This window comes from Streptomyces sp. HUAS 15-9 (assembly GCF_025642155.1).
GTDB lineage: Bacteria > Actinomycetota > Actinomycetes > Streptomycetales > Streptomycetaceae > Streptomyces.
Genome location: NZ_CP106798.1, coordinates 4,561,492 through 4,585,796 on the forward strand (window position 1 = coordinate 4,561,492; position 24,305 = coordinate 4,585,796).

Consider the following 24,305-nt stretch of genomic DNA (forward strand, 5'->3'; position numbering starts at 1 on the left):
GCGCGGGCCCTACGCCTGTGCGGTGCTCCTGGCGGCGCGCCTGGCCACGAGCTTGCCCAGTTCCCACAGCACCAGCAGCACCAGCGGCGGCACCAGTGCCCAGCCGAACTGCCGCACCGTGATCTGAGTCGTCCCCAGCAGCCGCTGGAACCCGTCCATCTGGGTGACCAGCACCGCGAGCGCGAACTCCGCGAGCATCGCCCAGTTCATCTGCTTGCTGTCGAAGGTCGCGGTGGTCAGGACGGTCTCCGTCTCGCTGCGGCACTCCAGCGCGGCCACGATCAGACAGAGCGCGAAGGAGGTGAACGCGATCGACTGGCCGACGGCGGTGCTGCCGTAGTGCGACTCGCCCAGCTTGATCAGGGCGAGCAGCCCGATCGTGATCACGAGCCCGGACAGCCCGACCGTGATCATCACACCCTTGGTCAGCACGGGCTCGCCGCGCGGCCGCGGCAGGCGCTCCATGAGCCCCGGGCTCTGCCGGTCGAAGCCGAGCGCGAAGCCGAAGGCGGCGTTGACGAAGAAGTGGATCCACAGCACCTGGGCCGGGGAGAAGGGTTCACCCGCCGCGATGTCGAACAGCGTCGCGCCGAGGAACGTCAGCACGAACACGACCAGGAGCACCAGGACGAAGCGGATGTACTTGGTGAGGTTGTCGTAGATCTTGCGGCCCTGCTCCACCGCGAAGACGATCGTGGCGAAGTTGTCGTCGGCCAGCACCATCCGCCCGGCGTTCTTGGCGACCTCGGTGCCTGAACCCATGGCGATGCCGATGTCGGCCGCCTTGATGGCCGGGGCGTCGTTGACGCCGTCGCCGGTCATGGCCACCACGTCGCCCTTCTTCTTGAGCGTGTCGGCGAGCAGCACCTTGTGCTCGGGGGCGACCCGGCCGACCACCCCGATCCCGTCGATCCGGGCGAGCCGCTCGTTCTCCGGCAGGGCGGCGAAGTCGGCGCCCAGCATGGCCTCGCCCTCGATACCGAGCTGCCGCGCGATGGCGGCACCCGTCACGACGTCGTCCCCGGTCACCATCCGCACCCGGATGTGCGCGGACTGCGCGTCGGCCACCGCGGCCCGCGACTCCTCGCGGGGCGGGTCGACCATGCCGACCAGGCTCGTCATCTGGAGGTCGGTGACATGGGCGAGCAGGTCGCCGTCGGGATCGAAGACGGCGGGGTCGAGGTCGCGGCGAGCGGCGGCCATCACCCGCAGGCCCTCGCCGCCCATGCGCTCGACATGCGTCTGGGCCCGCTGCCGCAGCTCCTCGTCCCAGGGGACGCTCGTACCGTCCCGCAGCGCGGTGGCGGCCCTGGCCATGACCGCGGGCGCCGCCCCCTTCACGAAGCACCGCACGACCGGACGGTCCGCCGCGTCCGTGGCCGAGTGGAAGGTGGCCATCAGCTTGTACGACGGGTCGAACGGCAGCGTGGCCAGCCGGGGCAGCCGGGTCCGGGTGGCGTCGATGTCCAGCCCGGCCTTGTGGCCGAGCACCAGCAGGGCGCCCTCGGTGGGGTCGCCCACCACCGTGCCGTCCACCAGCCCCGCGTCGCTGGCCATGACATACGGCAGGATCACGTCCTCCAGGCCCGGGTTGCTGCCGACGGCGTGGTGGATCCTGCCCTCCAGGCCGTACCCGGTGCCGGAGACGGTGTAGCGGTCGCCGGGGTCGAGGACCTCGACGACCGTCATCTGGTTCATGGTGAGGGTGCCGGTCTTGTCGGAGTTGATGGCCGAGGTGAACCCCAGCGACTGCACCGACGGCAGGTCCTTCACGATCGCCTGACGCCGGGCCAGGTCGACCCCGCCGATCGACAGGATGGTCTGGGTCACCGTGGGCAGGGCCTCCGGAATGGCGGCGATGGCCAGCGAGACGGCGCTCACGAAGAGCGCGTCCCACGCCGTGCCGCGGCCGCGCCCCAGGACGAACATCACGATCATCGTCAGTCCGGCCGCCCCGGTGATCCACAGGGTGAGCCGGTTGAGCTCCCGGTCCAGCGGCGAGGTCTCGCGGGGCGTCGCCGACAGCATCCCGGAGATACGGCCGAGTTCGGTGCCGGCGCCGGTGTCCGTGACGATCACCGTCGCGCTGCCGTGCGTGACCGGCGTGTTCATGAACGCCATGTTCGTGCGGTCGCCCGGTGCCAGATCGCCGTCGGCCAGGGTCGCCGGGTCCTTGGCGACGGGCACGCTCTCGCCCGTCAGCGCCGACTCGTCGATCTGCAGCGCGCTGGCCGCGACGATCCGGCCGTCGGCGGGGACCTCGTCCCCCGCGGCGAGCAGCACGATGTCGCCGACGACGACCTGTTCGGCCGGGATCTCCGATTCCGATCCGTCCCTGCGCACCCGGGCGGTCAACTGCAGCATCGACCTGAGTGCGTTCATGGCGCTCTCGGCCTTGCCCTCCTGCCGCATGCCGACGACCGCGTTGAGGACCGTCAGCACGAGCAGCAGGATGCCGGTGTTCCACTCCGCGATCAGGAAGGACACCACGGCGGCGGCGACCAGGACCAGTTGCATGTAGCTGCGGTACTGGGCCAGATAGCGGCGCCAGCCCGGCAGGGGTTTCTCCTCCGGGAGCGCGTTCGGGCCGTTCTCCGCGAGGAGTTCGGCCGCCCGCGCCGAGGACAGTCCCACGGCCGGATCCACCCCGAACGCGGCGGCGACCTCCTGCGGCGGGCGCGCGTACCACGCCTGGTTCTGCGTCGCCCCTTCGTGCGGGGCATCCGTCTGCGCGGTCATGGCGCGGGGCCTCCTCTCAGCCCTCTTCCAGCCTCGATCAGCCGCTTTCGCTCAGCCTCTTTCAGCGCTTCTCGCCGGATCCCCCGGACGCGGCGGAGGCGGCGTACGGGTCCGGGGCGGCACCCTTGGGTGCCTCGCGCTCCAACTCCCGCTTCACCTCGGCCAGTTCGTGCCGGGTCTCAGCGCTGACCTGCGGGAACCGGGGATCGATGCTGATCAGAGTGTGCGCCAGCACCGCGGCGGCGCAGACGCGCGCGAACCACTTGTGGTCGGCCGGTATGACGTACCAGGGCGCCCAGCGTGTGCTGGTGGCGGACAGCATCTCGGAGAACACCCGCTGGTAGTCGTCCCAGCGGGTCCGCTCCCGGGCGTCGGCGGGCGAGAACTTCCAGTTCCGCTCGGGAACGTCGATGCGCTTGAGGAATCGGATGCGCTGCTCTTCCTTCGACAGGTTCAGGAACATCTTCACGACCCTGAAGCCGTTGTCGGTGAGATAGCGCTCCCAGTCGTTGATCTCCCGGTACCGCCGCTCCCACACGTCTCCGCGCCGGGCCGCCTCCGGCAGCTTCTGCCGGTCGAGGTTCTCGGGATGCACCCGTACGACGAGGACCTCTTCGTAGTGGGAGCGGTTGAAGATCCCGATCTCGCCGCGCCGCGGCAGATGGCGGTTGTAGCGCCACAGGAAGTCGTGGTCGAGCTCCTCGGCCGAGGGCACCTTGAAACTGGTGACGCGCACACCCTGGGGATTGACGCCGCTCATCACATGGCGGATCGTCCCGTCCTTGCCGGCCGCGTCCAGCGCCTGCAGACACACGAGGACCCCGTAGGTGTCCTGGGCGGCCAGCCGCTGCTGGTAGTCGGAGAGCAGTTCGATGCCGTTGCGGAGCAGCTCGACGCCCTCCTTTTTCTTGCGGGCGCCCGCCGTCTTGTAGCCGGGGTCGAAGTCCTCCGCCAGATGCACCTCGGTGCCGGGCGGGACCCGCAGGGGCTCTATGAAGTCCGCGATGCGCTCGGCTCTCTCGTCGGCCATGGTCCACCGTCCCTTCCGCCACGCGGGCCACCTGGGCCCCCCAAGCCATGCGGGCCACGCGGGCCCGCCGACACCGCGGTCGCGCACGGGCAGCGTCCCTCCGCCGCACGGGGGGCGGCCTCACCCGCGACGGGTGGTTCGGCGCCGTACGAAGGCGGTCCGGCCGTGCTGGCCGGTCATGGGCATGCCGCCTGGCTCGGGTCCCGTTCCATGCGGCAGGATGCGCGGGTGAACGACCACATGGCGCAGTCCCCGCCACCCCCCGTCCTGCAGCCGGTCCGAGGTGCCGCCCGGGTCGCCGTCGCCGCTCTTCTGCTCGCCGGTGCCGCCTGGGTGGTCCGGGCGGTGTGGGAGATCCGGCTCGCCGTGGCGGGGGAGCCCGCCTCCGGGCCGCCGGACCGGGGCGACGGCAGCCATCGTCCGCTGACGGCGCTGGAGGACTCGTACCACGTCGTCGTGACGGCCGGCGGGGTCGTCGCGCTGATCTGCGCCCTCGTGTTCCTGTCGTGGCTGTGGCGGGTCCGGGACAACGCCCGGGTCCTCTCCGGCCGCCCGGCGCGCTACTCCGATATCTGGGTCTACGTGGGCTGGAGCGTGCCCGTCATGAATCTGTGGGTGCCCCGCGGGCTGGTCGCGGACGTCTACGAGGGGAGCACGGGGGGCAAGCCGGCGCCGATGATCCTGAACATCTGGTGGGTGCTGTGGCTCGTCGGCATGGTGAGCGGGGTCGGGCTGCTGTACCAGGACTCGAAGGACGAGGTCGTCGAGCGGGCGTACACGGAGCTGTGGCCCCTGCTGGCGTCCGACGCGGCGGTGGTGGGCGCGGCCGTGGCCGCCGTGTTCGTCGTACGCGCGGTGACCGCCGTACAGCTGGAGCGCGGGGCCGCGGGCGCTGCGGCGCCCGTCCCGGCCGCGTAGCGGGTGTTACCCCGGCTCGGCCCTACGGGTGCGGCGCCCCCGGGGAGGCAGTACGGTCACGCGTCATGAGCACCATTGCCATCGTCGGGGCCGGTCCCGGACTGGGTGCGGCCGTCGCGCGCCGGTTCGGGCGCGAGGGGTACGGCGTCGCGCTCGTCGCCCGCGACCGGGCCCGGCTGGACGCCCTCGTCGGCGAACTGGGCGCCGGGGGGATCACCGCGCGCGGGTTCGTCGCCGATGTGCGCGACCCGGAGGCGCTGGCGGCGGCCCTCGCCTCGGCGGGCGCGGAGGTCGGGCCGGTCGAGGTGCTGCAGTACAGCCCGGTGCCGCAGCGGGACTTCATGCGGCCGGTGCTGGAGACCACGCACCAGGATCTGCTCGGGCCGGTCGAGTTCTCGGTGTACGGCCCCGTCGTCGCCGTGCAGCAGGTGCTGCCCGGTATGCGGGCCCTGGGCCGCGGCACGATCCTGTTCGTCAACGGCGGCAGCGCCGTCGTGCCGCACCCGGAGCGCGCGGGCACCTCCATCGCGTTCGCCGCCGAGAGCGCCTACGGCCATCTGCTGCACGACCGGCTCGCCCCGGAGGGCATCCACGTCGCCCAACTCGTCGTCCCCGGCTCGATCGTGGCGGGTCACCCGCGCAAGGACCCGGCCGTGCTCGCGGAGACCCTGTGGGGCATGCACCGGGACCGCCACGGTTTCCGTCACTACGCCGACGACCTCGACAGCTGACCCGGCCACGTTCCATCTCGATCACTTGTTCGATCTCCCGTCGGTGGCCGCTCCACAGTGTCGGAAATCGATTCGTGCGCAACGATAGTGGTAGATCCGGAATGCACCGGAACGCACCCTCTGAAGGGGGTCGAGATGGCTGTGGAGATCCCTCCCCTGATAAAGCCCTCGCGGCTCAGGCGCCGCGCAGGCCTGCTGGGCGAGTGCCTGGCAGAGTTCCTGGGGACCTTCGTCCTCATTGCGTTCGGATGCGGTGTCGTGGCGATGGCTGTCGCGGCGCTGCCCGGCTCGGGTCGTGCCGCGACCCCAACGACGATCTTCCTGGCGGCGGGCGACTGGCTGCTGATCACCTGGGGCTGGGCCATGGCCGTGGTCTTCGGCATCTACGTGGCCGGCGGCGTCAGCGGAGCGCACATCAACCCGGCGGTGACGCTGGCGTTCGCCGTGCGCCGCAAGTTCCCCTGGATCAAGGTCCTCCCGTACTGGCTGTCGCAGGTCCTCGGTGCCCTCGCCGGGGCGGCGCTGGTCTTCGGCGTCTACCACGACGCGATCAACGCGTACGACGCGGCCTCGAAGGATCCGCATGTGGGCGGGAAGACGCTCGCCTCGTTCTCGATCTTCGCCACCTTCCCGGCGCCGTACTTCGGCGGCGGCGTCTGGGGACCGTTGTTCGACCAGATCGTCGGCACCGCCTTCCTGGTCATGTTCGTCGTGGCGGTCATCGACCTGCGCAACACGGCGGTGCGGGCGAATCTCGGCCCGCTGGTGATCGGCTTCGTCGTCGCCGCCGTCGGCATGTCCTACGGAGCGAACGCCGGATACGCCATCAACCCGGCCCGTGACTTCGGACCGCGTCTGCTCACCTGGTTCGCCGGATGGGACGGTTACGCCTTCCCGGGGGACGGGGCATGGTTCAGCAACTACTTCTGGATCCCCATAGTCGGGCCGCTGATCGGCGGCGTGATCGGGGTCCTGGTGTACGACCTGTTCATCGGCGACGTGCTGCACGCCCGCGCCCAGTTGGGCGAACTTCCGGAGCCGGGCCGCACCCGTCCCACCATCGACGAGGAGTGACGGCACTGTGTGCGGGGTGGCCGGAGCCTCCGGCCGACCCCGCTCACGCCGCTCTGTGCGCCGGCAGCCGGTCGAGCCCGTGCCGAAGAGGGTGCGAACGCAGAGCGGGGCGAGGACGCGGCCGACCGACTCGCAGGCTTCGGGCGGGTACTCGCCACGGGGGTGGGCACGGTCGAGCATCTCCCGGATCCGACCGGCGCGTTCGGCCCGGGACCGGAGCCCTTCGGGTCCGCTCACGTCGCGGGCCACGCCTGCCGGCGCAGGCCCGCAGGGCGCCCGCGAGTGTGCCGGTGTCGGGGACGGGTGACCCGGCGGTCGGCCGGGTGCGGGTCACCTCCGTGGACAGGGCTCCGATGGTGCCCCGGCGGCGGCGGTGGACACCGGAGTCGGCCGCACCCGCCCGCACCGCCACCTCGGTGATCGTGAAGTGGCCGTGACCGCGCGCGGCGACCAGCCCGGCGACGGCACGGTGCGCCGCCGCCCGCACCCGGGTGCCCTCGAACCCCGGTCCGCCTCCCCCGTACCCTGCCCAACCCCAACTCCCTTGCGAGGACAGGCGTGATCGCAGCGCCATCGGTGACAGGTTCTGGTCAAAATCTGGCCAAGTGTCGGACGTTTCCTCCCCTGCGTGGTCGGGTCTCCTGCGACGGCTGCATCAATGCCCCGCATGGGAGGATCCGTTGTCAGCACCCACCCGCAGGAGACGCAGGCTCACGATCTGTGCCCTCACCGTCTCCGCCGCGCTGGTGTCACTGCCCGCCAGTGCCGCACCCGGCAAGAACAGCACCCCCTTCGGCGCCCGCACCCTCGCCCGGCTCGCCGCCGAACGAACGCACTCGGCGGGCGGCGTCACCCACAAGGTCAGGGCCGCCGACGAGGACGACGGGAACGAGGCCGACGAGATAGCCGAGGGCGCCGACCAGTACGCCGAGGCCCGCACCTCGCCCGGCATCGTCGCGCCGGGCGCCTACGGAGCGGCCTGGAACAGTCTGGGCGAACTGCCTTCCGCCGGCGGACGTTGGCACCATGTCACCGACCTGCCCTACAACTCCGACGACCCCCGCTACCGCGACTACGACTCCAACTCCAGCGGCGGCGCGGGCAATGTCACCGGCCGGATGGCCGCGGTGGCCGCCGACAACGACGGCTACGCCTACGCCGGAAGCGCCGGCGGCGGTGTGTGGCGGTCGCACACCGGCGGCGGGCACTGGCGGCCCATCAGTGACCGGCTGTCCTCCCAGTCCACCGGCGCCCTCGCGCTCGACGGGGCCGGCCGGCTGTGGCTCGGCACCGGCGAGGCGACCACCAACGCGGACGCCTACCTGGGCAGCGGCGTCTACGTCCTGACCCACCCGCACCACGGGAGCTTCTCCACGCGCAGCCGGGTCGGCGGCGACGAACTGGAGAGCACCACCGTCCACCAGCTGCGCTTCGGCGCCGGCAAGGTGTGGGCGGCGACCAGCAGGGGTGTGTGGAGCCACTCCACGAAGAAGCTGACCGGCGCCTGGAAACTGGAGTTCGCGCCCAACCCCGACTATCTGCCGGGCGGTTCGAAGGCGCACGACTCCTCCGCCGCGTACAAGAACATCGCCAACGACATCGCGATCGACCCGAAGGACCCCTCCAAGGTGGTCCTGGCCGTCGGCTGGCGCAGCGGTGACGACTACAACGGCTTCTACACCAAGGTGAACGGCGCCTGGACACGGATCACCAGCGGCCTGGGTGACCTGCCCGCCGACGCGGACGGCGTCGGCAACGTCACCTTCGCCCGTTCCGCCGACGGCTCCCGCTACTACGCCATCGACCAGTCGCCGGAGCAGCTCAACACCAACCCCGACAGCGGTCTCGAAGGCATCTTCGTCTCCAAGTCGGGCTCCCCGACCGGTCCCTGGACGAAGATCGCCGACTACAAGGGCCTCGCGGCGGACGGCTCGGCGCTCACCACCAGCGGCTACATGCCGGGCGTCCAGGCCTGGTACAACCAGTTCCTCACCGTCGACCCGAGCGACCCGCAGCACGTGTACGCGGGCCTCGAGGAGGTCCACGAGACCAAGGACGGCGGCAGCACCTGGTCGGCGGTCGGCCCGTACTGGAACTTCGGCTTCCCCTGCTGGAGCATCGACCCCGCCAAGCAGACCGGTGACTGCAACCAGACCACCCACCCCGACCAGCACGGCGTCGCGATCGGCCGCTACCACGGCAAAAGCTTCGTGTACGTGGGCAACGACGGCGGCGTCTACCGGCGCCCGCTCGCCGGCGCCCAGGACTCCTCCGGCCACGCCACCGACTGGACCTCGCTCAACGACGGCACCATCGACACCCTCCAGTACTACTCGGTGGGCATCGGCAAGGACCTGACCTACGGCGGAGTCTCGGTCACCGGCGGCCTGCAGGACAACGGCCAGTCCATGCTGCGCGGCAACGACACCGTGATGGGCTCCAACTTCGGCGGTGACGGCACCGACACCCTCACCGACCCGGCCAACGGCTGCAACATTGCCCAGGGCTACGTCTACCTCGCCATCCAGGTCACCCAGAACTGCGCGGTCAACGACGGCAGTTGGGTCACCGACCCGAGCAAGGTCACGTCGTACAACGTCGCCCCGGCCGACAGCGCCACCAGCGAGGCCCGCTTCGTCGCCCCGCTCGCGGCCGACATGTTGGACAGCTCGACCTGGATCGCGGGCGGCCGCCATGTGTGGGTGCAGACCCATGGCTACGCCATCCGCAGCGGCTCGGAGTGGAAGAGCCTGTACGACCTCGGCGCCGGCCGCACCGCGACCGCCGTCGCGGCCTCGGGCGGCAAGGTGTACGCGGCCTGGTGCGGCCCCTGCAACAACCAGGGCTTCGCCCGTGGCATCGCCGTCGGCAACGCGGACGGCACCGGCTGGCACGACATCACCCTGCCGGTGGACGGGACCGTACCCAACCGCTACCTCAGCGGCTTCGCCGTGGACTCGAAGAACGCCGACCACGTGTACCTCGCGGTCAACGGCTTCTCCCGGCACTGGACCGAGGGACCCGGCGCCGGCGTCGGCCATGTCTTCGAGTCCAAGGACGGGGGCACCACCTGGAAGGACATCTCGGCGAACCTTCCGGACGTGCCGACCGACTCCGCGGTCGTCACGGCGAACGGCGGCCTCGCCGTTGCCACCGACCTCGGTGTCGTCTACCGCGCGCCGGGCCGTACGACCTGGCAGCGCGTGGGCCGGCTCCCGGCCGTCGCCGTGCTCCAGCTGAAGCTGAGCCCGGACGGCCGCACGCTGTACGCGGCCACCCACGGCCGTGGCATCTACACCGTCAAGGTCAGCGACTGCGACTGACCGATGTGAGGCGGAGGGGTGGTTCCGGCCGCAGCCCGGTTTCCGGGGGCCGGGGTCACCCCTCCCGCGGGTACGGCACCACGTTCACGTCCAGCGTGAAGGCGACGGCCGGTGCGCCCGCCACGTCCGGCGCCTTCGCCGTGACGGTCACCTTGGCCGTACCGCCCCGGGTGCCCGCGCAGCGCAGCGAGGCCCGGGCGGTGCCGTCCGGGTCCACATGCCAGCCGGACGGCAGCACGAAGACGGGCGCGGAGCTGCGTACGGCCGTCCACCGCTTGTCGTCCGCGCGGGGTCGGAGAACGAGGGACACCACGGTCCCGGGCCGTGCGCACAGCCGCCGTACCGGCGCGTCACCGGGGGCCACGGTGACCTGCGCCCGCCCGGCGACACAGCCGCCCGCCGGGGCGGAGGCCGAGGACGGGGCCGAGGGCGATGACGCGGACGCAGGCGGCGCGGTCGTCCGGTTCGGTGCGCCGGGCGTCGGTGACGCTGAGCCGCCACCCGTTCCGGAAGGCCCTGTGGAGGGCCCCGTGGAAGGTCTGCCGGACGATCCCCCGTCGGATCCCCCGCCGCCCGGCCCGCCGCACGCCGCCAGGGCGACCACCCCGGCCACCAACCACGCCCCGGCCCACCACCGCATGCCCGTACCTCCCGGCCCGCTTCTCCGGACTCCAGCATGCCCCGGCGAATGTGATGCAGTTCACGCTTCGACTAGGCTGGTCGGTGAGGGAAGTGATTCCGTTGTCCATCGCCTGGGACGACATCGGCGGGCTCGTCGATGCCCATGAGCGTTTCCTGGCCGGTGAACGAGTGGACGCGGACGTCCGCGGCCCGGTCCTGGACTCCTGGAAACGGTGCAGGTCCGTAGGGCTCGAGCCGCACCGGCTGCTGCTCCCCTACACATCGGATCCGGCACTGGACGACCCGCTGCTGCGGGCCGCCGACCCGGTGCTGAAGCAGCTTGCCGACTCGCTCGCCGACGTGAACATGATGGTCGTGCTGTGCGACGGGCAGGCCCGCCTGATCCGCCGCTACGGCGGTGACCCGCGGCTGCGCGCACGCCTCGACGAGGTGCACTTCGCCCCCGGGTTCGACGTCTCCGAGCAGGCCGCGGGCACCAACGGCGTCGGCACCGCGCTGGCGGAGCGGGGCCCGGTCTTCGTCGCCGGCCGTGAGCACTTCGCCGACTGTCTGCTGCCGTTCGCCTGCGCGGGCGCGCCCGTCCGCAACCCGCTCAGCGGCCAGATCGAGGCCGTGCTCGACCTCACCTGTCTGCGCGGTGACGGCGACCCCGCCATGCTGACGCTGGCCCGGGACGCGGCCCACGACATCGAGGCACGGCTGCTCGGCCAGGCCGCCGAACGCGAACAGGCCCTGCTGGCCGCGTACCGGCACGCCGATGCCGGCGGACTGCCCCCGACGGGCGAGCCACCGCCCCCGTCGGCACGGGCGGCCGGCCACAACGGCGGCGAGATCGGCCGGCTCGACCTGGCCGTGCTGCGGGAGAAGGCCGAGGAACTCATCGCCTCTCCGCAGCACACCGTCGAGGAGGTCGAGCTCTCCGACGGCAGGACCGCCACCCTGCTGCGCCGCCCGGTCAGTTCGGCGACCGGCGAGACGGGCGCGGTCGTCGAGGCCCGGGTCCTCGGCGGCCCGCGGCTGCGCCATGTGCAGCCCCTGGCACCCGCACCGGTACCCCTGGCGGTCCCGGCGCGTTCCGCCGTACGCGCCGTCGTCCCCGCCGTCGTACCGCCGCTCGCCGAGACCCCGCCGGTCCGGCCGGCACCCACCCGGGCCACCGGCGACGAGGACGGCACCGACACCGACGGCTGGCTGCTGCTCCTCGGCGAGCCCGGCGTCGGCCGGCTCGCCGTCCTGGCCCGTCGGCGCCTGGAGCTGCTGCACGACGCCGGCGTCCGGATCGGCACCACCCTGAACGTCACCCGCACCGCGGAGGAACTGGCGGAGGTCACCGTCCCCCGCTTCGCCGACTTCACAGCCGTGGACCTGCCGGACGCGGTGCTGCGCGGCGAGGAGCCGGGCCCGCTCGGCGCGGACGCCCCGCTGCGCCGGGTCGCGCTGGGCGCCCTGCACGAGGACTCCCATCTGTACGGCGTCGGCGACACGGTGCGCTACGTCCCGACCGCCCCGCAGGCGCGCGGCCTGGAGACCCGCCAGTCCGTGCTCGAACCCGTCCTGGCCGGGGCCGGCGGCTGGATCGCCCAGGACCCGGACCGGCTGGAGCTGGTGCTCGCGGCCGGGATCCACTCGCTCATCACCGTGCCGCTGCGGGCCCGTGGCACGACCCTCGGCGTGGTGAGCTTCTACCGCGCCGAGCGGCCCGCGCCCTTCGAGGACGACGATCTGTCCCTGGCCCAGGAACTGGCCGCCCGCGCGGCGATCTGCATCGACAACGCCCGCCGCTTCACCCGTGAGCACACCACCGCGCTCGCCCTGCAGCGCAGCCTGCTGCCCCGGGGGCGGCCCGAGCAGAGCGCAGTCGAGGTCGCCTACCGCTATCTGCCCGCGCAGGCCGGGGTGGGCGGCGACTGGTTCGACGTCATCCCGCTGTCCGGGGCCCGGGTGGCGCTGGTGGTCGGCGACGTGGTCGGCCACGGACTGCACGCCGCCGCCACGATGGGCCGGCTGCGCACCGCCGTGCACAACTTCTGCTCCCTGGACCTGCCGCCGGACGATCTGCTCACCCACCTCGACGACCTGGTCGGCGGGCTGGACCGGGGCGAGGGCTGGGGCCCGGCCGAGAACGCCCCGGACTCCGGCATCTCCGGCGCGACCTGTCTGTTCGCGGTGTACGACCCGGTGTCCCGGCGGTGCACCCTCACCCGCGCCGGGCACCCGGTCCCCGCGGTCGTCGGACCCGACGGCACGGTGGACTTCGTCGACCTGCCGCCCGGACTCCCCCTCGGCCTGGGCGGGATGCCCTTCGAGACGGCTGAGCTGGAGCTGGCCGAGGGCAGCCAGCTGGTGCTCTACACCGACGGCCTGATCGAGGACCGGCGACGGGACGTCGACACCGGCCTGGAGCAGCTCCGTACCGTCCTGGCCTCGGCCGGCCGGCCACCGGAGGACACCTGCGAGGCGGTGCTCGACGCGCTGCTCCCGGCCCGGCCGAACGACGACGTGGCCCTGCTCGTCGCCCGCACCCACGCTCTGGGCGCCGACCGGGTCGCCCAGTGGGACCTGCCCAGCGACCCGGCTGTCGTCTCCCGCGCCCGCGCCGCGGTCACCGAGCAGCTCGCCGCTTGGGGCCTGGACGAACTGGCCTTCACCACCGAACTCGTCGCCAGCGAACTGGTCACCAACGCCATCCGGCACGCCACCGGCCCCCTCCGCCTGAGGCTGATCCGCGACCGCGCCCTGATCTGCGAGGTCTTCGACGGCAGCGCCACGTCCCCCCGGCTGCGCAGGGCCAGGACAGAGGACGAGGGCGGCCGCGGCCTGTTCCTGGTCGCCCGCCTCACGGACCGCTGGGGGACCCGGTCCACGCCCGAGGGAAAGGTCATCTGGACCGAACAGCCACTGCCGCGGCCGACGGGCGGGCTCGGCGGCCGGTGGTGAGGATCGTCCGGGAGGGTCCGGGCCCTGTCCGCTGCTGCGGCTGATGCGTGCCCGTGCGCTGCCTCGGCGAGGTGCTCGCCGACAGCGCTGCCTGGCCCGCTGGGCGGGTGGGCTCGGCGGTCGGTGGTGGCGATCGTCCGGAGGTGGGCCTCGGCCCGGTGTCCGGCTGTGGCTGATCCGCGACCGTGTGCTGATTCGTGAGGTCTTCGAGGGCAGCACATTTCACGGTGGCCCGTGGGTGGGCTCCGTGGGCGGTGGTGGGGATCGTCCGGGAGGGTCCGGGCCCTGTCCGCTGCTGCGGCTGATGCGTGCCCGTGCGCTGCCTCGGCGAGGTGTTCGACGGCAGCGCTGCCTGGCCGGCCGGGCGGGTGGGCTCGGCGGTCGGTGGTGGCGATCGTCCGGAGGTGGGCCTCGGCCCGGTGTCCGGCTGTGGCTGATCCGCGACCGTGTGCTGATTCGTGAGGTCTTCGAGGGCAGCCATTTCACGGTGGCCCGTGGGTGGGCTCCGTGGGCGGTGGTGGGGATCGTCCGGGAGGGTCCGGGCCCTGTCCGCTGCTGCGGCTGATGCGTGCCCGTGCGCTGCCTCGGCGAGGTGCTCGCCGGCAGCGCTGCCTGGCCCGCCGGGCGGGTGGGCTCCGTGGGCGGTGGCGAGGTCGTCCGGGCGCGGGTCCGGGCTCAGCCCGCCGCTGCGGCTGGTGTTGGATCCGTGACCTCCGTCAGCATCCCGGCCGCCGCCCGGCGTGCGCTGATCTGCGAGGGGGGCTACGGCAGTGCCACCTCGCCGCGGCCGCCCGGAGGGCTCAACGGTCCGTGGTGAGGACCATGCGGAAGCGGGCCCTGCCCTCGGTCATCTTGGCGACCGCGGCCGCCGTCTCCTCCAGGGGGACCTCCTCGACCCAGGCCCGTACGCCGGTCTGGGCGGCGAAGCGCAGGGTGTCCTGGGTGTCCACGGCGGCGCCGGAGGCGTGGGCGTAGATCTTGCGGGAGTTGTTCAGGAGCTGGAGGGGGGTGACGTCGAGGCGGTCGGGTGAGACGCCGACCATCACGAGTTCGCCGCGCCGGCCCAGCCCGTCGATGGTGGCGGACATGGCCTCGGCGTTGGTGACGGTGGCGAGGACCACCTTGGCCCCGCCGAGCGACTCCAGGGCCTGGGAGACCTCCCCCGCGGTGCTGTCGATGTAGTGCGCGGCGCCGAGCTTGTGCGCCAGGTCCCGCTTCTCCTGGCCACGGGCGATGGCGACCGTGTCGAAGCCCATCTTCTGGGCGAACTGGACGCCCAGGTGCCCCAGACCGCCCAGGCCCAGGACCGCGACGACATCACCGGGGCGGGCGGCCGTGTTGCGCAGGGCGTTGAAGACGGTCACGCCCGCACAGGCCAGCGGCGCCGCCTCGACGGCGGTCAGCTGGTCCGGGATCGCCGCGAGGGCGACGGCGGGTACGACGATGGAGTCGGCGTAGCCGCCGGGGTAGGCGACGCCGGGGACCGACAGCCGCGGGCACAGCACGGCGTCGCCGTCGCGGCAGGCGTCGCAGTAGCCGCAGCTGCCGCCGTACCAGCCCACCGCGACCCGGTCACCGGTGTGCCATCCGGTCACGCCCTCGCCCACGGCGTCGATCCGCCCGGCGATCTCGTGACCGGGCGTCACCGGGAACGTGGTCCCGGGCAGCATGCCCGAGCTGATCAGCAGGTCGGAGTGGCACACCCCGCACGCCTCGATGGTGATCCGCACGGACCCCGGTCCCGCCTCTCGTGGGGCGACCTCGACCAGTTCCGGTGTGCCGCCGGGCACGGTGACCTGCGCGGCGCGCAGCGGGCCGGTGTAGGAAGTGCTGGACGCAGACATGAGCTAACCCTTCGTCACGGCGTGGAGCCTGGGGCGGGCCGCCACACGTACCGGCTCCTTCGGCCTCGGGGCTCCTTCGGCCGAGCCGGTCCGGGCGGATTTCCGTGGTCTGCACGTCCGACGATAGGCAGGGCGCGGCCCCCTCGCACGCGCGCGTGCCGCCCGCCGCTCACCCCTGGCGGGTGAGGCAGGCGCGCCACGGCGGCCGAACCATGGACGGGCAAGGCCAGGACGGCGCCTGCCCGGGCGCGGCGGCTCGACCGAGGAGGCCCCGTGGACCGGTATCCGCCCATCGCAGAGCACGGAATGGTCGGCGATCTCCAGACGGCGGCCCTGGTGTCGTCCGGCGGCACCGTCGACTGGTGGTGCACACCGCGCTTCGACTCGCCCAGTGTCTTCGCCTCGCTCCTGGACAGCGAGCGCGGCGGCCACTGCCGTCTCGTCGTCGACCTCCCGGAGGGGAACGGACTGACGGTACGGCAGCTGTATCTGCCCGACACGGCGATTCTGGTCACCCGGTTCATGGCGCCCGGAGGCGTCGGCGAGGTGGCCGACGTGATGACGCCGGTCGAGTCCACGGCACCCACGGACCGGCACCGCCTGGTGAGGATCGCGCGCGTCGTCCGCGGCAGCCTGCCCTTCGGCTTCACCTGCCGGCCGCGCTTCGACTACGGACGTGCCCCGCACACCCTCACGCTGGACGACGACCACGCCGCGGTCTTCCGCGGCCCGGGAACCGATCTGCACCTCCAGTCCACCACCGGCGTCGCCCTCCGGGCCGACGGGGACGACATCACCGCCCACTTCACCCTGTCGGCAGGCGAGGCGGCCGCCATGGTGCTGACCAGCACCGTGAGCGGCGGCACCGCTCCGCCCCGGCCGTCCCTGGGCGGCATCGTCGACGAGGTGGAGGCCTGCCGGGCCTTCTGGCTGGCGTGGCTGCGCTCGTGCACCTACCGCGGCCGCTGGCAGGACATGGTGAACCGCTCGGCGATCACGCTGAAGCTGCTGACGTACGCCCCCACCGGGGCGCCCATCGCCGCGGCCACCATGGGACTGCCCGAGCAGGTCGGCGGTGAACGCAACTGGGACTACCGCTACACCTGGGTGCGGGACGCCTCGCTCTCCGTCCGGTCCCTGATCGACCTCGGCTTCGAGGAGGAGGCGCACGCCTTCCGCCGCTGGCTGCGCGACCGTATCGAGGCCGGCGGCACCGCCTCCGGCGATCCCCTGCAGATCATGTACCGGGTCGACGGCGACCCCCGTCTGACCGAGGAGACCCTCGACCACCTGGAGGGCTACATGGGCTCCCGGCCGGTGCGGGCCGGCAACGCGGCGGCCGACCAGCTGCAGCTCGACATCTACGGCGAGGTCTCCGACGCCCTGGTGATCGGCAGGGACATCGGGGCGATCCGCGGCTGGCGGGCCATCAGCCGGGTGGTGGACTGGCTCGCCGACCACTGGGACCGGCCCGACGAGGGGATCTGGGAAACCCGTGGCGGCCGGCAGGACTTCACCTACAGCCGGCTGATGACCTGGGTCGCGTTCGACCGCTGCGTCCACGCGGCCGTCACCTGCTCCCGCCCGGCCGACGTCCGCCGCTGGACCGAGGTCCGCGACCAGGTCTTCGAGCAGATCGTGGAACGCGGCTGGCACGAGAAGCGGCAGGCCTTCGTGCAGCACTACGACACCGACGTGCTGGACGCCTCGCTGCTGCTCATGCCCCGGGTCGGCTTCATCTCCCCGCGGGATCCCGCCTGGCTCACCACCCTCGACGCCATGGGTGAGGAGCTGGTGAGCGACAGCCTGGTCTACCGCTACAACCCGGCCGCCTCGCCCGACGGGCTGCGGGGCTCCGAGGGGACCTTCAACCTGTGCAGCTTCTTCTACGTCGAGGCCCTGGCCCGCGCCGGCCGGCTCTCCCAGGCCCGGTACGCCTTCGACAAGATGCTCACCTACGCCAACCATGTCGGCCTGTTCGCCGAGGAGATCGGCCCCTCGGGCGAGCAACTCGGCAACTTCCCACAGGCGTTCACCCACCTCGCGCTGGTCACCGCCGCGATGGCCCTGGACGAGCAGCTGAGCCAGGCGGAGACACGGCCGGGAAGCCGCGACGACCTTCCGGTGGCCCAGGGCTTCGCGGTACCGGTCGCGCCCACGGGCGGGGGCGACACCGGTGGCTGACACGGACCGGACGAAACCGGCCTTGCCGGGACAGCGCGTCCTCGCCCCGCTGGCGCTGGCCCAGTTCATCTGCAGTTTCGCCGGCTCCAACATGAACGTGATGATCAACGACATCAGCAGGGACCTGGACACCACCGTGCAGGGCGTCCAGGTGGCCATCACGGTCTTCCTGCTGGTCATGGCGGCACTGATGATCCCCGGCGGCAAACTGACCGACCGCTACGGCCGCAAGCGGTGCCTCCTGGTGGGCCTCGTCGTGTACGGGATCGGGGCGCTGCTGAGCGCGGCCGCGCCGGGCCTCGGCGTCCTGATCCTCGGCAACTCGATCCTGGAGGGCGTCGGCACGGCCCTGCTCATCCCGCCCGTCTACATCCTCACCACGCTCCTCCACCCGGATCTGACCTCCCGTGCCCGCGCGTTCGGCGTGATCATGGCGCTGGGCGGCATCGGTGCGGCCGCGGGCCCGCTGATCGGCGGGCTCATCACCACGGCGATCAGTTGGCGGGCCGCGTTCGTGTTCCAGGCGCTGGTCATCGTGGTGATCGTCGTCCTGAGCCGCCATATCGAGGACCCGCTGCCGCCCGATCCGGACCGGCCCTTCGACACCGGCGGGGCCGTGCTCTCCGCCGTCGGCCTGGTCCTGATCGTCATGGGCATCCTGGCCGCGGACAACAATGTGTGGCTGATGATCGGCCTGCTGGCCCTCGGCGCGCTCGTGCTGTGGTGGTTCTTCCGCTCCGTACGGGCCAAGGAGGCGGCGGGCGAGGAGCCGCTGCTCTCGCTGTCCCTGTTCCACGACCGCACCTCCAACCTCGGGCTCGTCACGCAGAACGTCCAGTGGCTGCTGCTGCTGGGCTCGTCGTTCACGGTGGCCGCCTACCTCCAGGTGGTGCGCGGCTACGACGCCATCCGGACCGGGGTGATCTTCACGGCCGCCACGCTCGGGCTGCTGGTCACCTCGCTGTCCGCCGAGCGCCTCGCGAAGCGGTACCCCCAGCGGACGCTCATCATGACCGGCTTCGTCATCGCCCTCGCCGGCATCGCCGTACTGATCGCCCTGGCCGGCAGCTTCACCAGCGCCTGGGCCTTCGCACCCGGACTCCTCCTGATCGGCCTCGGCCTGGGTCTGATGCTGACGCCGTCGGTGAACGTCGTCCAGTCGAGCTTCCCCGAGGAGCGGCAGGGCGAGATCTCCGGTCTGTCCCGCAGCGTCTCCAACCTCGGCTCCTCCTTCGGCACGGCCATCGCCGGCACGATCCTGGTCTCCGGCCTCACCACCGGCGCCTACGCCGCCGCGATGATCGCCCTCGGCGTGGCCGGCCTCGGCGGCCTCACGGCGGCAGCCCTCCTGCCCCGACCGGCCGACCCGCACGACCCAGGAGGCCTGAGCGCCGCACCCCCACAAGACGCCACCCCGCCACGAAGCCTCGGGTGAGAGCCGGGGCCTTCGGCGGATACGTCAGGCCGCGCGCATCTCCGACCAGTGCGCGTTCTTCCTGGCCGAACAGGGCACCCCGGGCGCCATCGTGGAACACGGCCCGACGTCCACGATGTTCTCCACCCCGTCCGACCAGCGCACGGCGGACTACGTGGAGGGCCGCTTCGGCTGAGCCGCGAGGGCGCGGGGGCTACTTGTGCTTCCCGCCGCCCTTGCCGGTATCCGTCTGGCCGTTCCCGGCCGTGCTGCCCGTGCCACCGGAGTTGCTGCTGGACGTGCCGCTGCCGGAGGCGCCGGCGTTGCCCGCCGTGCTGTTGCCGGAGTTCGTGGAACCCTCGTGCGACTTGCCCGTCGTCCTGCCAGGCGCGGCCGTCGCCCGCGACAGCTGCTCGGCGCAGTACGAGGTGACCTTGGACTTGCCGCCGGCGGCCTCGATGAGCTGCTTCCAGGCCGTCGCGTCCAGGGCCTGGCCACGATCCTCGACCTGCTCATAGGCCCGGCAGTGCGCTTCGGTGTCCTTGGCGGTGTCGGGGTGGCCCGCCTTCCCGGGGCCACCGGACCTGGACGAGGCTGTGCCTCCCGGTCGGTCCGGGGCGACCGCCGAGGGGTGCGCGGTCCCGCGCCCGCTACCGGCACCGTCCGTGGACGAGCCGACGGAGCCGATGGCCGCGACCGCGACACCGCCCAGGGTGAGGCTGGCGAACACCGCGCCGAACGTGATCCTCAGGGGGCGCCGGGCACGCCGGGCCTCGGGCAGCCGCCAGTCGTCCCGGCGCCGGGTACGGGCCTGGTGCGCGCCCGCGGCGTGGGCGGCACGGAAGGCGGCCAGCGCTCGCTGCTCGGCCTCGGGTTTGAGGTCGTCCGCGCGTATGGCGGCGGCCAGCACCGCTTCCAGCGTGGTGGAGTCGTACGCGTCCCACGGTTCGGAGACGCCGCCAGGGTGTACACGTCGGCGGCCCGGAACTCCGTCGCCGCTCAGCCGTTCACCCATGTGCGTTTCCGTTCCTGTCCGACAGGTCTCGATCGTTCGGCGTACCGGGCCCGGCGCCTGTCCGCCGGCCCGCTGTCGCTGTTGTTGTCATGTCGACTTCCCCAGCGTCCGGGTGGCCTCATCCGTCACACCTCTCCCGCCTCGCTGCCGCCACCCAGCTGGTGGGCGAGGCGTTTGAGGCCTCGGTGGGCGGCGGTGCGCACCGCTCCCGGGCGCTTGCCGAGCACGCGTGCGCTGGCGGGACCGTCCAGACCGACGACGACCCGCAGGAGAACGGCCTCGGCCTGGTCCCGCGGCAGCCCCTGGACCAGCTCGAGGGCCCACTCGGTGGAGAGCGATTCCAGGGCCTGCTCGGATGTGCTGTGCGGGCCCGGCAGGTCGAGTACGTCCTGTTCGGTCCCACCCGACCGGGGACGTACCCGCTGCCGCCGCAGATGGTCCAGAGCCCGGTGCCGGGCGATCGTCGCGGTCCAGCCGCGGAACCCGGCGCCGTCGCCCTTGAAGCGTCCGATGTCGCGGGATATCTCCAGCCAGGCGTCGGAGGCCACGTCCTCGGCGTCGTCACCGACGAGACCGCGCAGATAGCCGAGCAGGCCCGGCTGCACGATCCGGTAGACGACCGTGAAAGCGGTCTCGTCACCGTCCTGGGCCCGCGCGACTGCAACGCTCAGTTCCCCGTCGCGCGACTGTACGCGGCGGGGTTGCCGTACCTGGCCCAAGGCTGTCCTCGTTCGCACCGGTCCGTAGCGATTCCGTACCATCCGCCGCGCTCGGGTCGCACGACGGCTCCATGATGACCAGCGTCTGTCGTCACGGAAGTGTCACAACGCACCAGGGGTCCTTCGCTTTCTCACCGGTGCAGCGCCGTCCCGGCCCCTCGGCGACGGGTGGAGAGGCCGCTCCGGAGAGTTGCGCCGCGCCGGGGGCCGCGCGGCTTGCGCCGCCCCCGGTCATGTGACGCTTCGCGCAGGCCATGCGCTGGGTGAGTGCCGGGTTGGGTACCCGCGCACGCCGAGGGAGACCAGCCGCTGGATGGGCGGCACGAAACATCGCCCCTCGGCTTCTCCCGGCGCCGCTCGTCTCTCCCCCCGTGAGCGGCGCCGAGAGGGACGGAGCGGCCGGAACCCCGCCCACTGCATGGGGTCCCGGCCGCTCCGCGCACGGTGCACGGCCCGGCCGACCACGGTGGTGCAGTGGTGAAGTCGCCGTTGACTTGCGGCGTTTGTGCCTGAATTGCGCGTATCGCGCGTCTTTTTATGCTATTTGCCCTTGCTGTGCGGTCGAGGTGTAACACTTCCGGCCGAGAGCGCTCTTTCCATGTGGACGACCATGTCGGTCGGCCAGGACAGGGGGCACGACCCGTGCATTGGACGGACGAAAGCGGCGCGGCGTACGGCGAAGATCCGTACGCCGGCGCCGGGTACGCGTATGCCCCCGGTCACCAGGGCAGCGGCGGCACCGTCCCCGACACGGCCACGCTGTCCTGGTATCCGGGGCAACCCGGGCAGTGGTCGCACACGGCGGATCGCTTCCGGACGACGGGACCGGCCCCCCTCGTCACGGCAGTGTGGGACGCCCCCCACGGTGACGTCTTCACCGCGATGCCTCCGGATTTCGGCACGCCCACCTACCCGGTTCCGGAACCGTCCGCACCGGAGAGCGAGCCGGCGTGGCCGGTCTTCGTCGATTCGTCGGGGCGCCGCCAGCGCCGCGTGCTCCGCGCCGCCCGGCTGCTGGTGATCCCCGCCGGCGGATACGTCGCCCTGCTGATCAGCGCGCTGCTGGGCGGCCCCAGCATCAGCTCTCCGTTCGTCCCGCAGCCGGACTCCGCGCACCGGACCACGCCCCACGCCACCGCATCCGACTCCGCGTCCGGCACCGGACACTCCGAAGAGCGCGCGACTCCCGCCGCGGCACAGAAGACCAGCCCCGCGGCGCGGCAGACCCCCGGCTCCGCCGATGGGTCGACGGCCTCCACCGTGCCCGCGGCCACGTCCGGGCCCACCTCCCCGTCCCCCACCTCGACCGCTCCCGTCGCAACCCCCACCTCCAAGGGGCGCGCCCTCGGCACGTCCCACAAGCCCGTGAAGTGATCCAAGGCCCCGACGTGACCGACCGCCGACGCCGCAACGCTCCTGCCCGCCGCCGCAGCCGCACTCGCCAGATCACACCCCGCGCCCACTGGCTGCTGCTGAGCGTGCTCGTGGTGACTCTGTCGACGGCCCTCCTGCTGCAGGGTTACACCCACCACATGTTCGGGATCACGTCGGATGCCGTGACCGGCCAACGAGGCCGGAACGAGGCGGTGCCCAGCAGGGTGATCCACGGCGGCCCCGTGATCGCGAACGCGGCCGGCACCGCGCACACTGCCCGGCTGAAGGCCGGCACCGTGGCCCTCACCTTCGACGACGGCCCCGACCCCGTCTGGACTCCGCGCATCCTGGACGTGCTGCGCCGCAACCATGTGCACGCGACCTTCTTCGTCGTCGGAACGGAGGTCGTGGACCACCCGGAGCTGGTCCGCCGGATCGTCGCCGAGGGCCACCAGATCGGCATCCACACGTTCACGCATCCCGACCTGGCCCGGCTCGCCCCGTGGCAGCGCTCACTGGAACTGCGCGAGACGCAGCTGGCGGTGGCCGGTGCCGCGGGCGTCACCACCGCGCTGCTGAGACCGCCGTACTCCTCGAAGAACGGTGCGTTGGACGACGCCGACTGGTCGGTCCTCCAGCAGGCCGACGAGGCGGGCTACGTCACGGTGCTCTCCACCCAGGACGCCGAGGACTGGCAGCGTCCCGGAGCGGACCGCATCATCGCCAACGCGACCCCGCACGGCCACGCCGGGCAGGTCGTGCTGATGCACGACGGCGGGGGTGACCGATCGCAGACCGTCGCAGCCCTCGATGCCCTGATCCCACGGCTCAAGGCACACGGCTTCCGGTTCGCGACGGTCGGCGCCGCGGTCGGCATGGCCGGACCCGTCCAGCCCGCCGGGCTCGGTGAACATCTTCAGGGAATTGCTCTCATCAAGGCGCTGCAGGCCGGCGACTGGGCCGTATGGCTGCTGGGCGTGCTGATGTACGCGGCCGGGGTGCTCAGCGTGCTGCGCGCGGCGGTCGTACTGGTCGCGGCCCGCCGGCACCGGCGGCTGCGGGCCAAGGGCCGCGGCCGGTCCTGGGGGCCGCCGGTGACCGAGCCGGTCAGTGTCATCGTCCCCGCCTACAACGAGAGCGCCGGGATCGAGGCAGCCGTGCGCTCACTGCTCGCCTCGGACCATCCGGTCGAGATCATCGTGGTCGACGACGGATCGACCGACGGCACCGCCGACCTGGTGGAGTCGCTCCGCCTGCCGGTGCGGGTGATCCGCCAGCGGAACGCGGGCAAGCCCGCCGCACTCAACACCGGGCTCGCCGCCGCCTCCTTCGACCTGGTGGTCATGGTCGACGGCGACACCGTCTTCGAATCCGACACCGTCCGCACGATCGTGCAGCCCTTCGCCGACGCCCGCGTGGGAGCCGTCTCGGGAAACGCCAAGGTCGTCAACCGCGGCGGCCTGCTGGGCCGTTGGCAGCACATCGAGTATGTGGTCGGGTTCAACCTCGACCGCCGTCTGTTCGACCTCGCCGAATGCATGCCGACCGTACCCGGTGCCGTCGGCGCGTTCCGCCGCCGCGCGCTCCTCGGCCTCGGCGGCGTCAGCGACGTCACCCTCGCCGAGGACACCGACCTCACCATGGCGCTGTGCCGCGCCGGCTGGCGCGTGGTGTACGAGGAGGACGCGCGGGCCTGGACCGAGGCACCCGCGTCCCTGAACGCCCTGTGGCGCCAGCGGTACCGCTGGTGCTACGGCACCCTGCAGGCGATGTGGAAGCACCGCGGAGCGCTCGTGCAGCGCGGCGCCGCCGGCAAACTGGGCCGCCGGGGCCTGGTCTATCTACTGCTCTTCCAGGTCCTGGTGCCGCTTCTCGCCCCCGTCGTGGACGTCTTCGCCCTGTACGGCCTGGTCTTCCTCGACCCGGTCCGGATCATCGGGCTGTGGCTCGCCTTCCTGCTGCTGCAACTGCTGATGGGGCTGTACGCGTTCCGCCTCGACGGAGAACGCCCGGGGCCGCTGTGGAGCCTGCCGTTGCAGCAGTTCGTCTACCGCCAGCTGATGTACCTCGTGGTGATCCAGTCCGTCTTCACCGCCCTGTCCGGCTCGCGGCTGCGATGGCAGCGCATGGAGCGGTACGGAAGCTTGCAGGCCCCGGTGGGCACAGAAACCCACCAGAGCGGTCTCACCCCGGAGGAGCCCGCTTATGCGCAGCCGGGGCCGTACGGCGGTCATGCGCAGCCGGCGCCGTACGGCGGCTATGCGCAGCCGGGGCCGTACGGCGGTCATGCGCAGCCGGCGCCATACGCCTCCCATCCGCAGCCCGCACCGTACGACACCACCCAGTGGTACTGAAGGGACA

The 24,305-nt window shown here is 72.3% G+C and carries 14 protein-coding genes and 1 pseudogene; 9 read left to right on the forward strand and 6 right to left on the reverse strand.

The window, feature by feature from the left end; all coding sequences use genetic code 11:
• Positions 1-9: 9 nt before the first annotated feature.
• Positions 10-2,739, reverse strand: a complete 2,730-nt coding sequence (locus N8I87_RS21100) for a cation-translocating P-type ATPase (protein ID WP_263210759.1) — start codon at positions 2,737-2,739, stop codon at positions 10-12.
• Between the two features lie 61 nt (positions 2,740-2,800).
• Positions 2,801-3,769, reverse strand: coding sequence for a polyphosphate kinase 2 family protein (locus N8I87_RS21105; RefSeq protein WP_263210761.1), 969 nt, complete (start codon positions 3,767-3,769; stop codon positions 2,801-2,803).
• 240 nt (positions 3,770-4,009) lie between these two features.
• On the opposite strand from N8I87_RS21105, the gene N8I87_RS21110 reads away from it, so the two are divergent.
• The 4 genes from N8I87_RS21110 to N8I87_RS21125 all read left to right on the forward strand — a co-directional run bounded on the left by N8I87_RS21110 (position 4,010) and on the right by N8I87_RS21125 (position 9,815).
• Positions 4,010-4,687, forward strand: a complete 678-nt coding sequence (locus N8I87_RS21110) for a DUF4328 domain-containing protein (RefSeq protein WP_263216577.1) — start codon at positions 4,010-4,012, stop codon at positions 4,685-4,687.
• A gap of 65 nt (positions 4,688-4,752) precedes the next feature.
• The gene (locus N8I87_RS21115) at positions 4,753-5,418 is read left to right on the forward strand and encodes an SDR family NAD(P)-dependent oxidoreductase (RefSeq protein WP_263210762.1); all 666 of its coding nucleotides are present in this window, start codon (positions 4,753-4,755) and stop codon (positions 5,416-5,418) included.
• Positions 5,419-5,553: 135 nt separating this feature from the next.
• Positions 5,554-6,492, forward strand: coding sequence for an MIP/aquaporin family protein (locus N8I87_RS21120; protein ID WP_263210764.1), 939 nt, complete (start codon positions 5,554-5,556; stop codon positions 6,490-6,492).
• A gap of 680 nt (positions 6,493-7,172) precedes the next feature.
• Positions 7,173-9,815 (forward strand): beta propeller repeat protein, encoded by a 2,643-nt coding sequence (locus N8I87_RS21125; RefSeq protein ID WP_263210765.1) that lies wholly within the window; start codon positions 7,173-7,175, stop codon positions 9,813-9,815.
• Between the two features lie 55 nt (positions 9,816-9,870).
• Here N8I87_RS21125 and N8I87_RS21130 read toward each other — a convergent pair whose 3' ends face one another.
• Entirely contained in the window at positions 9,871-10,125 is a 255-nt protein-coding gene (locus N8I87_RS21130; protein WP_263210766.1) for an acetyl-CoA synthetase, read from the reverse strand.
• Positions 10,126-10,508: 383 nt separating this feature from the next.
• On the opposite strand from N8I87_RS21130, the gene N8I87_RS21135 reads away from it, so the two are divergent.
• Entirely contained in the window at positions 10,509-13,394 is a 2,886-nt protein-coding gene (locus N8I87_RS21135) for a SpoIIE family protein phosphatase (protein WP_263210767.1), read from the forward strand.
• An 800-nt stretch (positions 13,395-14,194) separates the two neighbouring features.
• Here the strand turns inward: N8I87_RS21135 and N8I87_RS21140 are convergent.
• Positions 14,195-15,238, reverse strand: coding sequence for an alcohol dehydrogenase catalytic domain-containing protein (locus N8I87_RS21140; RefSeq protein ID WP_263210768.1), 1,044 nt, complete (start codon positions 15,236-15,238; stop codon positions 14,195-14,197).
• A gap of 273 nt (positions 15,239-15,511) precedes the next feature.
• Between N8I87_RS21140 and N8I87_RS21145 the strand changes: the two genes are divergently transcribed.
• A complete protein-coding gene (locus tag N8I87_RS21145; protein WP_263210770.1) occupies positions 15,512-17,422 on the forward strand; it encodes a glycoside hydrolase family 15 protein in 1,911 nt (636 codons plus the stop codon).
• Positions 17,415-18,857, forward strand: coding sequence for an MFS transporter (locus N8I87_RS21150; protein ID WP_263210772.1), 1,443 nt, complete (start codon positions 17,415-17,417; stop codon positions 18,855-18,857). The genes N8I87_RS21145 and N8I87_RS21150 overlap by 8 nt, the downstream gene beginning before the upstream one ends.
• Positions 18,858-19,050: 193 nt before the next feature.
• On the opposite strand, the gene N8I87_RS21160 is transcribed toward N8I87_RS21150, so the two are convergent.
• Together N8I87_RS21160 and N8I87_RS21165 are read right to left on the reverse strand one after the other, a co-directional pair.
• Positions 19,051-19,851: a hypothetical protein gene (locus N8I87_RS21160; RefSeq protein WP_263210773.1), complete on the reverse strand. Its 801-nt coding sequence runs from the start codon at positions 19,849-19,851 to the stop codon at positions 19,051-19,053.
• Positions 19,852-19,938: 87 nt separating this feature from the next.
• Positions 19,939-20,570, reverse strand: a pseudogene (locus N8I87_RS21165) (RNA polymerase sigma factor).
• 642 nt (positions 20,571-21,212) lie between these two features.
• Here N8I87_RS21165 and N8I87_RS21170 point away from each other — a divergent pair.
• Entirely contained in the window at positions 21,213-21,944 is a 732-nt protein-coding gene (locus N8I87_RS21170) for a hypothetical protein (RefSeq protein ID WP_263210774.1), read from the forward strand.
• A 14-nt stretch (positions 21,945-21,958) separates the two neighbouring features.
• Positions 21,959-24,298: a bifunctional polysaccharide deacetylase/glycosyltransferase family 2 protein gene (locus N8I87_RS21175; protein WP_263210776.1), complete on the forward strand. Its 2,340-nt coding sequence runs from the start codon at positions 21,959-21,961 to the stop codon at positions 24,296-24,298.
• Positions 24,299-24,305 lie beyond the last annotated feature (7 nt).

Bases quoted from the DNA above. Each gene is read 5' to 3' on its own strand.
- N8I87_RS21100 (WP_263210759.1), bottom strand. From the start codon at position 2,739: ATGACCGCGCAGACGGATGCCCCGCACGAAGGGGCGACGCAGAACCAG.
- N8I87_RS21120 (WP_263210764.1), top strand. From the start codon at position 5,554: ATGGCTGTGGAGATCCCTCCCCTGATAAAGCCCTCGCGGCTCAGGCGC.
- N8I87_RS21140 (WP_263210768.1), bottom strand. From the start codon at position 15,238: ATGTCTGCGTCCAGCACTTCCTACACCGGCCCGCTGCGCGCCGCGCAG.
- N8I87_RS21160 (WP_263210773.1), bottom strand. From the start codon at position 19,851: ATGGGTGAACGGCTGAGCGGCGACGGAGTTCCGGGCCGCCGACGTGTA.
- N8I87_RS21110 (WP_263216577.1), top strand. From the start codon at position 4,010: ATGGCGCAGTCCCCGCCACCCCCCGTCCTGCAGCCGGTCCGAGGTGCC.
- N8I87_RS21105 (WP_263210761.1), bottom strand. From the start codon at position 3,769: ATGGCCGACGAGAGAGCCGAGCGCATCGCGGACTTCATAGAGCCCCTG.
- N8I87_RS21135 (WP_263210767.1), top strand. From the start codon at position 10,509: ATGCAGTTCACGCTTCGACTAGGCTGGTCGGTGAGGGAAGTGATTCCG.
- N8I87_RS21115 (WP_263210762.1), top strand. From the start codon at position 4,753: ATGAGCACCATTGCCATCGTCGGGGCCGGTCCCGGACTGGGTGCGGCC.